This is a genomic window from Paenibacillus pinisoli (genome assembly GCF_003605435.1).
In the GTDB taxonomy this organism is placed as follows: Bacteria; Bacillota; Bacilli; order Paenibacillales; family Paenibacillaceae; genus Pristimantibacillus; species Pristimantibacillus pinisoli.
Window position 1 is genome coordinate 183,165 of sequence record NZ_QXQB01000004.1, and the last position, 13,315, is coordinate 196,479.

Annotated in this window: 11 protein-coding genes; 10 read left to right on the forward strand and 1 reads right to left on the reverse strand. The window is 52.6% G+C overall.

From position 1 onward, the window contains the following. Positions 1 to 4: 4 nt before the first annotated feature. Positions 5 to 811, reverse strand: a complete 807-nt coding sequence (locus D3P09_RS18025) for an alpha/beta fold hydrolase (protein ID WP_120112795.1) — start codon at positions 809 to 811, stop codon at positions 5 to 7. A 211-nt stretch (positions 812 to 1,022) separates the two neighbouring features. On the opposite strand from D3P09_RS18025, the gene D3P09_RS18030 reads away from it, so the two are divergent. From D3P09_RS18030 to D3P09_RS18075, 10 genes are all read left to right on the forward strand, one after another. Then, the gene (locus D3P09_RS18030; RefSeq protein ID WP_120112797.1) at positions 1,023 to 1,721 is read left to right on the forward strand and encodes a response regulator transcription factor; all 699 of its coding nucleotides are present in this window, start codon (positions 1,023 to 1,025) and stop codon (positions 1,719 to 1,721) included. Further along, positions 1,699 to 3,009 carry a sensor histidine kinase gene (locus D3P09_RS18035; protein WP_120112798.1) on the forward strand — a complete coding sequence of 437 codons (1,311 nt, stop codon included), beginning with the start codon at positions 1,699 to 1,701 and terminating at the stop codon, positions 3,007 to 3,009. Before D3P09_RS18030 ends, D3P09_RS18035 begins: the two co-directional genes overlap by 23 nt. Positions 3,010 to 3,216: 207 nt before the next feature. Beyond that, on the forward strand, positions 3,217 to 4,662 hold the full coding sequence (locus tag D3P09_RS18040; RefSeq protein ID WP_120112799.1) for an ABC transporter substrate-binding protein: 1,446 nt from the start codon (positions 3,217 to 3,219) through the stop codon (positions 4,660 to 4,662). Between the two features lie 109 nt (positions 4,663 to 4,771). Beyond that, entirely contained in the window at positions 4,772 to 5,377 is a 606-nt protein-coding gene (locus D3P09_RS18045; RefSeq protein ID WP_279387138.1) for an ABC transporter ATP-binding protein, read from the forward strand. Next, a complete protein-coding gene (locus tag D3P09_RS18050; protein WP_165867492.1) occupies positions 5,343 to 6,383 on the forward strand; it encodes an efflux RND transporter periplasmic adaptor subunit in 1,041 nt (346 codons plus the stop codon). The genes D3P09_RS18045 and D3P09_RS18050 overlap by 35 nt, the downstream gene beginning before the upstream one ends. After that, complete coding sequence (locus tag D3P09_RS18055) at positions 6,380 to 9,187, forward strand: ABC transporter permease (protein ID WP_120112801.1); 2,808 nt, start codon at positions 6,380 to 6,382, stop codon at positions 9,185 to 9,187. The genes D3P09_RS18050 and D3P09_RS18055 overlap by 4 nt, the downstream gene beginning before the upstream one ends. Before the next feature lie 7 nt (positions 9,188 to 9,194). Further along, positions 9,195 to 10,052 (forward strand): ABC transporter ATP-binding protein, encoded by an 858-nt coding sequence (locus D3P09_RS18060; RefSeq protein ID WP_120112802.1) that lies wholly within the window; start codon positions 9,195 to 9,197, stop codon positions 10,050 to 10,052. A gap of 16 nt (positions 10,053 to 10,068) precedes the next feature. Beyond that, a complete protein-coding gene (locus D3P09_RS18065) occupies positions 10,069 to 10,683 on the forward strand; it encodes an RNA polymerase sigma factor (protein ID WP_120112803.1) in 615 nt (204 codons plus the stop codon). A 1,412-nt stretch (positions 10,684 to 12,095) separates the two neighbouring features. After that, positions 12,096 to 12,740, forward strand: coding sequence for a formylglycine-generating enzyme family protein (locus tag D3P09_RS18070; RefSeq protein ID WP_120113334.1), 645 nt, complete (start codon positions 12,096 to 12,098; stop codon positions 12,738 to 12,740). A 16-nt stretch (positions 12,741 to 12,756) separates the two neighbouring features. After that, positions 12,757 to 13,254 (forward strand): P-loop NTPase family protein, encoded by a 498-nt coding sequence (locus D3P09_RS18075; RefSeq protein WP_120112804.1) that lies wholly within the window; start codon positions 12,757 to 12,759, stop codon positions 13,252 to 13,254. Positions 13,255 to 13,315: the final 61 nt, after the last annotated feature.

The following is a 13,315-nucleotide window of genomic DNA, read 5'->3' on the forward strand; positions in this document are numbered from 1 at the left end:
TGAGTTAGCCGTTTGCCGCCAAATATTCCTTGATCAGCACCGTCGTTTCCGCCGGATGGCTTAAGTGCGGATAATGGCCTTTGGCCGTCATTTGCCGGAGCGTGCTGTTTTTCAGGTGGCTATGCAGATAATGCCCGACTTCGACGGGCGCGATGCTGTCTTCCGAGCATTGAAGAATCAGCGTCGGGATCGAGGCTGAGTCCAAGTCCTCGCGGCAATCGGAGTAGAAGGTCACTTCGGCGAATTGTCTGGCGATATGCGGATCTCTGGAGCAGAAGCTCTTCTCCAGCTCCTCTGTCAGCTCGCGCCGGTCCGAATTCATGACGATGGGCGCCAGGTAGCTGGCCCAGCCGATGAAATTCATTTGCATCATCTGCAGCAGCTCGTCAATATCGGTGCGCTCGAATCCGCCGTAATAATTCGGCATATCGTTGACATAACATGGGGAAGGTCCCAACATGACGATACGGCTGAAGTGATGGGGCGCGCGAATGGATGCCAGCATGCCGATCATGCTGCTGACGGAATGGCCGACGAATATGGCGTCCCGCACATCCAGCGCCTCCATAATATCCAGCACATCTTGGGCATATCCTTGCAGGTCATTATATTTGTGAGAATCATAGCAATCAAGTTGAGAGTTGCCCGAGCCTACGTAATCGAATAAGACAATGCGATAGTCGTCCGCAAAGCCCGGCACAATAAAGCGCCACATATCCTGATCGCAGCCGAACCCGTGAGCGAGCACCATGGTCCGGCTTCCTGTGCCAAGCACCTTGACATTATTGCGTTTCAATACATTAACGGTCATAGGGAATCCCCTCCGGGAAATAGATGATCAATGACGGGGAGAAGCTTATTCCTATTATAACGAATATACAATTGAAATGAAGGACAAAAAATTACAAAATTCGCCATAGAGGTTGTTTTTTTGCCTACGTTATGCCATATCGTTCTAATTTTATTTTAAGCTTCCTCGCTTATACTTTAAGCATTCTCAGACTCGGAAAGGTTGGAAGGGTATGCAGGTGCTGGTAATAGAAGACGATGTGTCATTAATGCATGCCGTCTCCAGCGTATTTCGTGAAGAAGGCTTCAATGTGCACGAATCGTTGTGCGGTGACGAAGGTCTATTCATGGCAGAGCAAGATATATACGATCTGATCATATTGGATGTAATGCTGCCGGGGATGAGCGGCATTGCGCTTATTCATCATCTCAGGGCGCAAGGCATTATGACGCCAATTCTGCTGCTTTCGGCAGTGGATGTGATTGAACGCAGGGTGCAGGGGCTCGACGCGGGTGCGGATGATTATGTGGTCAAGCCCGTTGCCTTCCCTGAACTGCTGGCCCGTTCAAGAGCGATTCTGCGCAGGCATGGCAAGCTGGGCGAGACTGGTGACATTAGAGTCGGAGGCGTGATCCTCCGGCCCAGAATTCAAGAAGGCTTCGTCAGCGAAGTTTCGCTGAAGCTCTCGGCCAAAGAATATGAGCTGCTGGAGTTTCTGCTTATTAACCGGAATCAGATTCTGACCCGCGAGCAGATTTTGGACCGTATATGGGGATTTGATACAGATTCGGGGGCAGGCATCGTAGATTTGTACATTCATTATTTGAGGAAGAAGCTGACGGCCAATGGTTGTTCTGATCTGATCCAAACGGTTCGTGGCATAGGTTACATGGTAAAGGGGAAAGCCGATGTTCCGAAAAACGAAAACTAGGCTGACGCTGCTGAACGCTTCCGTCATGTTCCTTATTCTCGCTTTGCTGGGGTCGAGCATGTATGTGTACTTGCGCACCGCCATTATAGGGCAGATCGATCATGCCCTGCAAACGCGGGCAGCTGAATATACATTTCAGAGACCGCAGACGGCGGTGCTCTTCAGTGAGGGAGTTGCCGCCGGCATTGCCTCCATCGGGACCTTTAACGTGACGTCGCGCGCTTATGAACGTTCCATTAATACGATTGTGTGGGATGAGGAGCTTACCCCCTTAACCACGCTTATACCGGAGAGGTATCCCGTCCAGCTAGTAGAGAAGCTGAAACGCTCTATTCATCTGACGGACCAGTTCAATATTCGGCATGACGGATTGGTCTATCGGGTTATGAATATCAAGATTACGGAAGATAATGCAAAGGCGCTCAGCTATATTTCCATAATGGATCATGATGGCTACATACAATTAATTAGCGATATCAGCACGGAGACAGGCATGCTGAATGTGGTGATGGGACTTATCGTCATAGGCATCGTATTCGGCGGCGGGTTATCGATCTTTGCCGGCCTGTATCTGGCTGAGCGCGCGCTGGTGCCTATCCGGCTGTCGTGGGAGAAGCAGCAGCAATTTGTAGCGGACGCTTCGCATGAGCTGCGGACTCCGCTCGCCGTCCTGCATACACATACCGAGCTGCTGCTTCGCCATCCAGACCATACGATCGAGCAGGACAGCCGTGAAATCTCGACAATCCTTAATGAAATACGGCGAATGAAGAAGATGGTCAACGGGCTGCTGACATTGTCGCAGACCGATGCGGACAAGCTTGAGCTTCATATGAAGCCGGTTCTGTTGGGGCGTCTATCGGAGCAAGTGTTAAAGCAAGTCATGCCGCTTGCTTCTCTTAAGGATATCGATTTATCCTGGCAAGTGAAACCTGATATCGTGGTGCATGGGGATGAGGAACGGCTTCAGCAATTGCTCATGATTGTATTGGATAATGCGATCAAATATACACCTATAAACGGAACCGTCCATCTCACATGCAAGGCTTCCTCCGGATATGCCGCCTTGACAGTCACTGATAACGGAAACGGAGTTGACGCCGTGGATTTGCCGTATATCTTTGACCGGTTTTATCGGGGAGACAAAGGCCGTACCCGCACGGAAGGAGGGGCTGGACTTGGCTTATCCATTGCCAAATGGATCGTTACGAGACACAACGGCAGGATTGAGGCATCCAGCGTCCAGTATCAGGGGACGAAGATTACGATTGCACTGCCAGCCTTATAGTTATTCATTTTGCCTATTGTCGCAGCGCCTTTATATTTTTTGAGTTTATGCCTCCATTCGTGGAGGCTTTTTTTGTTTGTTTGCCGCTACCATTGAATTGCCATCGTCTTTTAAGCTTCGTTTAAACTTCTCTAAGACAATTCTAAGAGAACTCCTTCATGCTGACCAATGGATAACCATTAAAAGCTTGAAAGGGGAAAGAAACGAATGAAGTATACGCTGCGGAGAGGGTTTATCTATTGGATGCTGCTCTTAATATTTTTAGCCGGTTGCAGTTCGAAGAATGGAGACGGACAATCGCAGGCCATCGACCCGGACAAACCGGTAACGTTAAAGGTTGCTTTTATTAATGAACAGATGTTCTACCAAAGCTACGGCAATGTGTTCAGCGCCAAATATCCGAATGTGCAATTCGAGGTCATCTCGACGATGGATGCAGCCATGAGCAAGGATCCTGCGCAAGCGATGATCGACCTGGTTGACGAGACCCAGCCGGATGTCGTGATGCTGACCATGGCGCAATATGAAGCGATGGCTGCGGACGGCCGATTATATGAATTGGATTCGATGGTCACGCAAAGCGGATTCCAGTTGGAGCAAATGGTAGAAGGAGTGGTTCAACTGCTGCGCGATGCAGGAGGAGGCAAGCTCTACGGACTTGCACCTACCTTCAATACCAACGCACTGTACTACAACAAAGATTTATTCGCGAAATACGGTGTGCCGGAGCCTACGGATTTCATGACCTGGGAAGAAGTGCTCAAGCTGGCTGCGCGTTTCCCGACGGACGGGGATGACAACTCAAGGATTTATGGCCTTGCAAGCTCCATGTTTGCCCAAGACCCGTTCCAACTCATAAAGGACATGGCGGCTGCCAAAGGCTTGAATTATTTGAATGCGGATGCGACAGAGCTGACTATGTCGGAGCCGGAATGGAGAGAGATCTTCCGTGAGGTTGTGGAGGGCTATCAGTCCAAAACCGTTCATCAGCCTGTACCGCCGCAAGGAGACGGGGGGATGATGTTCTCAGCGGACAGCATGCTCTTCAACAACGGACGGGCAGCGATGGTTATCGATAACTCCAGCATGATTAATTTCATGGGCGGAGGCATGGCGATGGTCAGTTCGACAGACGGCTCCGACACGTCCAGCAGCCAGCCGGAGAAAGTGAACATGGGGATCGTGACAGCGCCGGTTGATGCTGCTACGCCGGATATGACAAGCGCTTATACGGTATCGCAAATTTTCTCCATCAACGCCGCATCGTCCCAGACGGATATCGCGTGGGCCTTCATCCAGTATGTTCATGGGGATGAAGCCGCCAAAATCAGGTCGAATACAGCAATCGATTTGCAATCGCGCCTCGGATACGAGACGAATGCCGATGGCGTTAATCTGGAGCCGTTTTACAAGCTTAAGCCTCTGCCGATGGAGACGACAAGCTGGTATCCTAAGGGCTTCCGCAGCAGCTTCGGCAAAATTGCGAGTGAAGAGATCAGCGCAGCATCAAGCGGAAGCAAAAGTGCGGATGAAGCTTTCGATTCGATTATTAGCAGAGGAGCGGAAGCGTTAGCGGAAGCTAATCTGAGCGGGGAGAAGGAGCAAGGAGGCGGAGGTGGCGGATTTGGAGCAAGCGTCATGTTCGCAGGATAGCCTCGAGGAGAATAGTCAAGAACGCGAAAAGAGTGCTTCGTATCCAGAGCCTATTGTCAGCTTATCTGGCATTTGCAAAACATTCGGGTCCGGTACTACGAAGATTCATGTGCTGAAGGGGGTCGATATGCGCTTGAACATGGGCCAGCTTGCCATACTGAAGGGAAGATCGGGTTCTGGCAAAACAACGCTGCTGAACATAATTGGCGGGCTCGATATGCCGACCGAAGGGGATGTTCAGGTCGGAGGCCACCACTTTCACCGCATGGGAGACAAAGAGCGCACCCGTGTCCGCAAGTGCGAAATCGGGTTCATCTTCCAAGCCTTTGCGCTTCACCCCTTGATGTCGGCTTGGGAGAATGTTGAATTGGGACTGCGGCTATCCGGGGTTTCATCTGCTCAATGGACGGACCGCATTGCCGATTGCTTGGAGCAGGTTGGCATGACGGGGAGAGCGCAGCATCGTCCGTATGAGCTGTCAGGAGGAGAACAGCAGCGGGTGGCAATCGCCAAGGCGATCGCCCCCCGGCCTAAGCTGCTGCTTGCGGACGAGCCAACTGCCGAGCTAGATACCCGCATGTCGGAGCGGATTATGGGACTATTCGAAAGGCTGCGTTCGGAGGAGAGGATGACGATATGTATGACAACACATGACCAAACGATGCTGGAGGTGGCAGACCATGTCTACGAAATGGCGGATGGAAGATTGGTTTAAGCGCCAGAGCCGCGTGTTGCTGATCGGTGTATGCTGTGCGGGGCTCATCGTGTCGATGTCTGCTTGCAGCTTCTCTTCGCAGTCGGAGGAAGCAGAGCTGATTGAGCTGATCCAGTCTCCCAAAATTTCCAAGAAGCCGGAATACAAAGTAGCCAAATCGACGATAGAGCTCAAAGTGAATGCGACCGGCAAGCTGATGTCGAAGAGGCAAGAAAGTTTGCATTTCCTTTCTAATAGCGGACAAATAGTTGAAGTGCTGGTAGAGCCCGGAGAGAAAGTGTCGAAAGGCCAGCTGCTTGCAGTCATCGATACCGGCAATCTGGAGAATCAGATCAAACGCAAGGAGATTGAAATCAGGCAAGCCGAGCTTAATATGACCGAAAAGATTAGAGCGAATACCCGCACCGAGGTTGACGACTTGAACTTTGAGCTGCTGAAGAGCGAGATGGAGGAGTTGAAGGCGCAGCGAGAAGCCTCTCGGCTAACCGCGCCATTCAGCGGCACGCTTGTTTCCTTCAATAAGAAAATTGGCGATGCCATCAAGGCGTATGAGCCGGTGGGGGTATTATCGGACATGAGCGCGCTAACTGTAGCAGCCAAGTTTTCTGCCTCTGATCTGGAGAAGATCGCTATAGGCATGGAGGCAACCGTCAACATCAATACAGCTGGCACCCATTCCGGCAAAGTCGCCCGATTGCCCCTCTCCAGCGAATCCAGCGGAAAGGATGATTCTTTGGATTTGTATGTGCTGATCGAGCTGAATCCTTTTCCGGCTGATGTACAGGCGGGCACTCCGCTAAGCATATCTGTCGTAACTGAACGCAAGCAAGATGCGGTGCTGATCCCTCCTTCCGCGCTGAAGAAGGCATCCGGCAGAAATTATGTGCAGGTTGTGGATGAGAACGGAAATAAACGGGAAGTGGATGTTGAAGTGGGCCTGACAACCGCTACTGAAGTAGAAATCGTCAAGGGGCTTGAACCGGGTCAGAGGGTGATCGGTCAATGAAGCCGCTGCTTCGATTTCTTCGGCGTAAAATGTGGAACAACCGCCCGCTGACGGTCAGTTCTTTTATTGGGCTGCTGCTTGCCGTTTCGTTTACTAGCAGCATTCCCTTTTATACGGACCACGCATTGTCCAGGATCATCTCCGCAACGCTCCATGAAGAGAGAGCGGGCTCGCCGCCGGGCTCGCTGCTGACCAGGTATCAGCCTGCGCGCAACGATCCTGCCGAGCCAGAGTCGCTAGCTGCGCTGCACGACTATATGATGAACAAGCTTCCAGAGCGAATCGGCTATCCGCTACTGCAATCCATTGCCACTTATTCCGTTGCGCAATCACAGCTTCGGCAAGACGCGGCGGCGGGCGGCGGGGATAATCGCCGAAGGCAAATGTCGCTTATGGCTCAATCGGGTTTAGCGGAAGAAATAGAGATAATCGATGGGGCGATGTACGGAAATTCATCAGACAGCGACGGCATTATTGAAGCGGTTGTCTGGGAGAATGCGCGGAGCCGGAACTATCTGGAGGTCGGGGACGTGTATCAATACACGCTGCCAACAGCCAAAGGCAATAAAGTCTTGAAGATTAAGGTCGTAGGAGTGTTCCAGCCGAAGGATGCGAATTCGGATTATTGGTATCAGGGGCTGGATGTTTTCTCCGGCGTACTGATGATCAACCCGGATATGTTCGCGGAAGAGGTGATGAAGGGCCTGTCAGCTTCGGTCAATACAGTGAATTGGTACGGGCTTTACGATCTGCAGGAACTGCAAAGCAGCGACTTGGGCAGACTGGAGAAGCTCTTGCAGAGGCTGGAGCCGGATATGTTCCAGATGCTGCGCAATAGCCGGGTCGATCTAAGCTTCCTGGATCTGATTAGAACATTCAAGAAGGAAAGCCAGCAGGTCCAAATGACATTATTTACGCTTGCTGCGCCGATGCTTGCATTATGTTTTTATTTTATCTACATCAATGCCAGACAATCTCTTGAGCGTCAGCGCAATGATATTGCGGTGCTGCGCAGCCGAGGGGCGGAGATGCGGCTCATCTTTGCCATCTTCCTGCTGGAGGGGGCGCTGCTCGGTGCAGCCGCATGGCTTCTTGGCATGTTAGGCGCAGCGGGAATGGCCCGGCTTATGGTAACTACGGATGGATTCATGCAATTTTCGATTGGCAAGGATGCGGCTATCGGTTGGAATAATGCCGCCGGTGCCTATGGACTCGCTGCCGTTGCGGCGGCCATTCTTGCCGGACTGCTGCCTGTTGCAGGTTATGGCAAGAATTCGATCGTCGGGCATAAGCAGGAGCTGGCAAGAGCCGATCGTAAGCCTTTTTGGCAACGCTGGTATATCGATATTGTTCTGCTCCTTGCTTCTGGCGCAGGCTGGTATCTCTTCCAAAGCGGCCAGTTGAATGCAGGCCAGCAGTCCGACTCCGGCAGCCTTCAGGTTCATCCGGCGTTTTTCTTCGTCCCGGCTGTTGCGGTCTTCTCCGCCGGGCTCGTCAGCCTGCGGTTGTTCCCTTTGCTGCTGAAGCTGCTTCATAGGATGCTGCGGAGATGGCTGCCGGTTACGTTCCACCTTGCGCTCGTCCAATTGTCCCGTTCCCAAAAAAGCTATTTCCCATTAATGCTCCTGCTTGTTATGACGATGGGATTAGGCATCTATCATGCTTCGGCGGCGCGAACGATCGACAGGAATGAGGGAGAGAGAATCATGTACAGCAACGGAACAGATGTCGTGATTCAGCCTGTATGGGAAGGCAAGCTTCAGCTGTATGACGAGAATGGCAATTATATACCAGACGATCAGCCGAGAGAGACGATCTATACGGAGCCGCCGCTCGCCCCTTTTGAAGAGATGCCGGGTGTGAAGTCGCATGTCCGTGTGCTTCAAGCCGAGGGCGACTTAACTGTGGCGGGCAAGTCGCTTGGGAAAGGGCTGCTGATGGGCATTGATAATGTCGCCTTTGCTTCCAGCGCTTGGTGGAGGCATGATCTGTACAAGGGGGCGCATCCCTTTCAACTGCTGCGCTGGATGGGGGATTACGAGCAAGGAGTCATTGTGTCAAAAGCTTTTGCGGACCGGAATGCTTTGAAGCAGGGCGATCTGATTCAGATGACGGTACAAAAGGTTCCGATCGAATTCGTCGTTGTCGGCATATCGGAATATTGGCCGTCGCTGTCCCCGCAGCAGTCCTTTGTTATTGCCAATCTCGATTATGTATATGACCTTATTCCGCTAATGCCTTATGGGCTCTGGCTGGATATGGAGGATGGCGCCAAAGTAATGCCGGTTGTAGGCCATTTGCGCGAGCATGGCATTGAGACCGCCAGCTTGCGGGATGCCCGCAATGAACGGATTCTCCAGAAGCTGCTTCCTTCCAGAGAGGGGACGTATGGCATTCTGACGCTTGGCTTTATCGTATCGGTCGCTGTATCTTTTATTGGCTATTTGCTCTTCTGGATCTACAGTCTGGCGAGAAGGACGGTGCAGATGGGCATATTGCGCGCTACGGGTTTGGCGCGGGGCCAGCTGACCTTCATCCTGCTGCTGGAGCAGCTGCTTACAACAGGGCTCGCCATTGGGCTTGGACTTGGGATCGGCCGGCTGGTCAGCAAGCTGTTCCTGCCGCTGCTGCAGACTAGCGGAGGAGCGCAAGTGCCGCCGTTTATGATTGTTTTCGAATGGAGGGACACCGTACAGCTGCTTGTTATTGTACTTGCCATGCTGTCCGTCGGAGCATGCGTATTGACCGTTCAGATATGGCGTCTGCGCGTCCATCAAGCTGTGAAGCTGGGAGAAGAAAGGTAGGGATCGCATGATCGACTGCGAAGGACTGGTGAAGATCTACAAGTCGGACGATGTGGAGGTCGTGGCTCTCCAGGGGTTGAATTTGAAGGTTGCGAGCAAAGAGATGATCGCCATCATCGGCAACAGTGGCAGCGGAAAGTCGACGCTGCTTAATATATTGGGCGGTCTGGATCGTCCGTCCGCAGGCAAAGCCGTCGTAGGAGAATGGGATCTGCTGCAGATTAATGAGAAGGAGCGGGTCGCCTACAAGCGGAATACGGTCGGTTTTATATGGCAGAACAATTCGCGAAATCTGCTTCCTTATTTGACTGTGCTGGAGAATGTGGAGACGGCTATGATGGTTGCCGGGAAAGTCGACGGCGCGTATGCCAGGCAATTGATTGAGTGGGTAGGGTTGACGCATCGCATTAACAATAAGCTGGTTCAGCTGTCCGGCGGGGAGCAGCAGCGAACGGCGATTGCCATCTCGCTCGCCAACCGGCCTTCCCTGTTGCTGGCGGATGAACCGACAGGCTCAGTCGACGCCCAAACCTCCGATCAGATTATGAATATATTCCGCAGCTTGAACAGCGAGACTGGAGCGACGATTGTCATCGTAACACATGATCTGTCCTTGGCGCGCAAGGTTGACCGTGTCGTGGCGATCAGGGACGGGATGACGAGCTCGGAGATGATCAAGCGTTCTGCATCGGAGCAGGAACAGTCGGCGCTGGCAAAGGAAGAGCACGAGGAATATGCGGTTGTAGACCGGTTCGGCAGGCTGCAAATTCCAGAAGAGCTGAGGCAAAGGCTGGGCATTCAAAATAAAGTAAAGCTATCCGTAGACGACGCCAGATTAATGCTGGAAGTGCCGCATACGAAATAGAAAGGAGACTTGCATAATGTCCTCCTCCCATTTTGAAACGCTCGTACAGTCGCATTTGCCAGAATTGCGCAGGTACTGCTACTACTTGTCAGGCTCCGTATGGGATGGCGAGGACCTGTATCAGGAGACGCTGGCCAAGTCATTCAGCTATTACGCTAGAAAGGGCGACATCAAGGAGGTAAGACCTTTCTTGTACCGGGTAGCCAAAAACCGGTGGCATGATGAATACCGGCGAAGCGGGCCGGGGGAGCGGGAGCTGGCTGCGGCAGAGGCAGGCAGTGCCGCCGATGCGGACTATGCAGAAGTGCTGGGCTGGATGGAGTGGGTAGCCCGATGTATGCCGCCCAGACAAATCATAGTATGGCTCTTGGCCGATTATTTCGGCTATACGATGAAAGAAATCGCAAGCGGTCTGCGTACGACCATGTCGGCGGTCCGCTCCATCTTGTTCCGTGCAAGGCTAAGGCTGCGTGAATGTCACGCAGCTCAGCCCAATGCAGCATTCGCGGCAGACCGTAAATCTATGAAGGAGCTTTGCTTTCTGGTGGAGCGATTGGTCTATTGCATAATCCGGGACAATCCGGAGCCGTTGTTTCGGTCAAGGGTCGGTTGGGGAACGCGGCTAAAGTAAGACGCAGATGGAGAGAGTCGGTGCTGCTGCTATGAGCAGCTTTATTGTTTTGGCAAGGGAGCTGACCCAAAAGGTGAAGTAGTAGTGCAACACACCGCTAAGCAAGCCAAAATGGCGGAATCGTGCAGATAGAGTTGCAGAGAAACGTTAAAGCTTGGAGTCGTCCCAAGAGCGGCGCGGGCTGCAAGCCGTAAAAAACGGCTTAGAGCGTGGAAAGTTACTGCGGCGAGCTGTAGAAGACGGCTTACAGCGTAAAAAGTAGCGATGGCGGGGGTTGTAGGCCGAAAAAATCGGCGGAAAGAGCGATATAGCGCCGCGAGGCACCGCTGCAGGTGCAAAATCGGCGAATAGAGCGAAATAGCGCCGCGAGGCACCGCTACAGGTGCAAAATCGGCGAATAGAGCGAAATAGCGCCGCAAGGCACCGCTGCAGGTGCAAAATCAGCAAATGGAGCGAAATAGCGCCGCGAGGCACCGCTGCAGGAGCAAAATCGGCGGATGGAGCGAAATAGCGCCGCGAGGCACCGCTACAGGTGCAAAATCGGCGAATAGAGCGAAATAGCACCGCGAGGCACCGCTACAGGTGCAAAATCGGCGAATAGAGCGAAATAGCGCCGCAAGGCACCGCTGCAGGTGCAAAATCAGCAAATGGAGCGAAATAGCGCCGCGAGGCACCGCTGCAGGAGCAAAATCGGCGGATGGAGCGAAATAGCGCCGCGAGGCACCGCTACAGGTGCAAAATCGGCGAATAGAGCGAAATAGCACCGCGAGGCACCGCTACAGGTGCAAAATCGGCGAATAGAGCGAAATAGCGCCGCAAGGCACCGCTGCAGGTGCAAAATCAGCAAATGGAGCGAAATAGCGCCGCGAGGCACCGCTGCAGGAGCAAAATCGGCGGAAAGAGCGAAATAGCGCCGCGAGGCACCGCTGCAGGTGCGAAATCGGCGAATGGAGCGATATAGTACCGCGAGGCACCGCTACAGGTGCAAAATCGGCGAATAGAGCGAAATAGCACCGCGAGGCACCGCTACAGGTGCAAAATCGGCGAATAGAGCGAAATAGCGCCGCAAGGCACCGCTACAGGTGCAACATCGGCGGATGGAGCGAAATAGCGCCGCGAAGCAGGTGGGGGAAAAGTCGTTGAATTCGACTGAAATGCAGTTTGCACTGCAACTAAATTGTAGAACTACCCGAAAGCCAAAGATGGCGGTGCCGGGACTGCGTCCTGGCGCGGCCATTCTTCATTTTCGCTGGTCGTTTTCACAACATAAAGCGTATTGTGGCAGCCTCTGAGGCTGCTTATTTATTTTGACACTACAAGAAAATATTGTGTATTCTTGATGGACAGCGGTATAGGAGATCGGTTGGTCCGAGGGGGAGAAAATATTGTTAGCGGCACTTAGGGATTATCCGATGGTGAGTATTGCAGCAGGAGAGGTCGCCTTAAGGGATGACCGGAAAAAGACGCAATGGACGGAGCGGGTGGATGCCTTTATGCTCGCACCCATTCCGGTTACGAATGAGTTATATGCTGCTGTTGTGCAACAGCCGATTGAACCGGATGCGCTTCTTCATGCTCCGGTCGTAGAAGTGTCATGGGATGAGGCCATCCTTTTTTGCAATTTATTATCTCGGCATTCGGGTTTGCAAGAATATTACGTGATAAGCCAAGATGGCGGGCAAATCGAATGTCTCCGTGGAGCTAATGGCTATCGCCTGCCGACGGAAGCGGAATGGCAGTATGCGTGCAAAGCCGGTGCAGACGGGTATCGCTATGGGGATCTAGATGCGATAGCATGGTACCGGGACAATGCGGAGGGCAAAGTGCAGGAGGCAGGCAGGAAGCAGCCCAATGCTTGGGGGCTTTACGATATGCTGGGCAACGTGTGGGAGTGGTGCTGGGATCTATATGATGTGAATGTATACGGCACCTATAGGGTATTCCGCGGAGGGAGCTGGGCGGAAGAAGCCAGAGGCTGCGGAGCGACATGCCGCCGGCGCAGCCATCCGACGTTCCGCATAGATGACCTCGGCTTTCGACTTGCGAGATCCATATAGAAATGAAGGTGATTCTATGAGGAAGATATTCATCATAGGAATCGTAGCCAGCGGAAAAACGACGTTAGCCAAGCAATTGTCCCAAACGTTACATATCCCATGGCATGAACTGGATTGCGTGGTATACCATCAGACGCCAGAAGGGCGGGTTAAGCGTACAGCAGCAGAGCAGCTTGAGGTCATTGAAGAAATTGACAGCAGTGAAGCTTGGATATTCGAAGGTGTAGACCGCGATTCCTATCAATGCCTGTTCGAGATGGCGGACACGATTATTTTTGTGGATCCGCCCTTGTGGAAACGCAGGGTCAGGATTGTGAAGCGGTTCGTGAAGCAAAAGCTTGGCATTGAGGCATGCCACTACCAGCCGGATTTGAAAATGCTGTATATGATGTACGTATGGACCCGGGACTTCGAGCGGGGGCGGGCGAGCTTTGAAGACAAGCTGCAAGGCTATTCATCCAAGCTGGTCAGGCTGTCCAATCATAACGACTTGCAGAAGCTGCTGAAGCAATAGATCGGCGGCTTTTTTTATGATGATCCAATTGATTGCAGGAATGACGAGATTATATATACCT

Excerpts from the sequence above, each read along its gene's own strand:
- D3P09_RS18060 (WP_120112802.1), top strand. The coding sequence starts at position 9,195 with ATGATCGACTGCGAAGGACTGGTGAAGATCTACAAGTCGGACGATGTG.
- D3P09_RS18070 (WP_120113334.1), top strand. The coding sequence starts at position 12,096 with ATGGTGAGTATTGCAGCAGGAGAGGTCGCCTTAAGGGATGACCGGAAA.
- D3P09_RS18030 (WP_120112797.1), top strand. The coding sequence starts at position 1,023 with ATGCAGGTGCTGGTAATAGAAGACGATGTGTCATTAATGCATGCCGTC.
- D3P09_RS18040 (WP_120112799.1), top strand. The coding sequence starts at position 3,217 with ATGAAGTATACGCTGCGGAGAGGGTTTATCTATTGGATGCTGCTCTTA.
- D3P09_RS18025 (WP_120112795.1), bottom strand. The coding sequence starts at position 811 with ATGACCGTTAATGTATTGAAACGCAATAATGTCAAGGTGCTTGGCACA.
- D3P09_RS18065 (WP_120112803.1), top strand. The coding sequence starts at position 10,069 with ATGTCCTCCTCCCATTTTGAAACGCTCGTACAGTCGCATTTGCCAGAA.
- D3P09_RS18075 (WP_120112804.1), top strand. The coding sequence starts at position 12,757 with ATGAGGAAGATATTCATCATAGGAATCGTAGCCAGCGGAAAAACGACG.
- D3P09_RS18050 (WP_165867492.1), top strand. The coding sequence starts at position 5,343 with ATGTCTACGAAATGGCGGATGGAAGATTGGTTTAAGCGCCAGAGCCGC.
- D3P09_RS18055 (WP_120112801.1), top strand. The coding sequence starts at position 6,380 with ATGAAGCCGCTGCTTCGATTTCTTCGGCGTAAAATGTGGAACAACCGC.
- D3P09_RS18035 (WP_120112798.1), top strand. The coding sequence starts at position 1,699 with ATGTTCCGAAAAACGAAAACTAGGCTGACGCTGCTGAACGCTTCCGTC.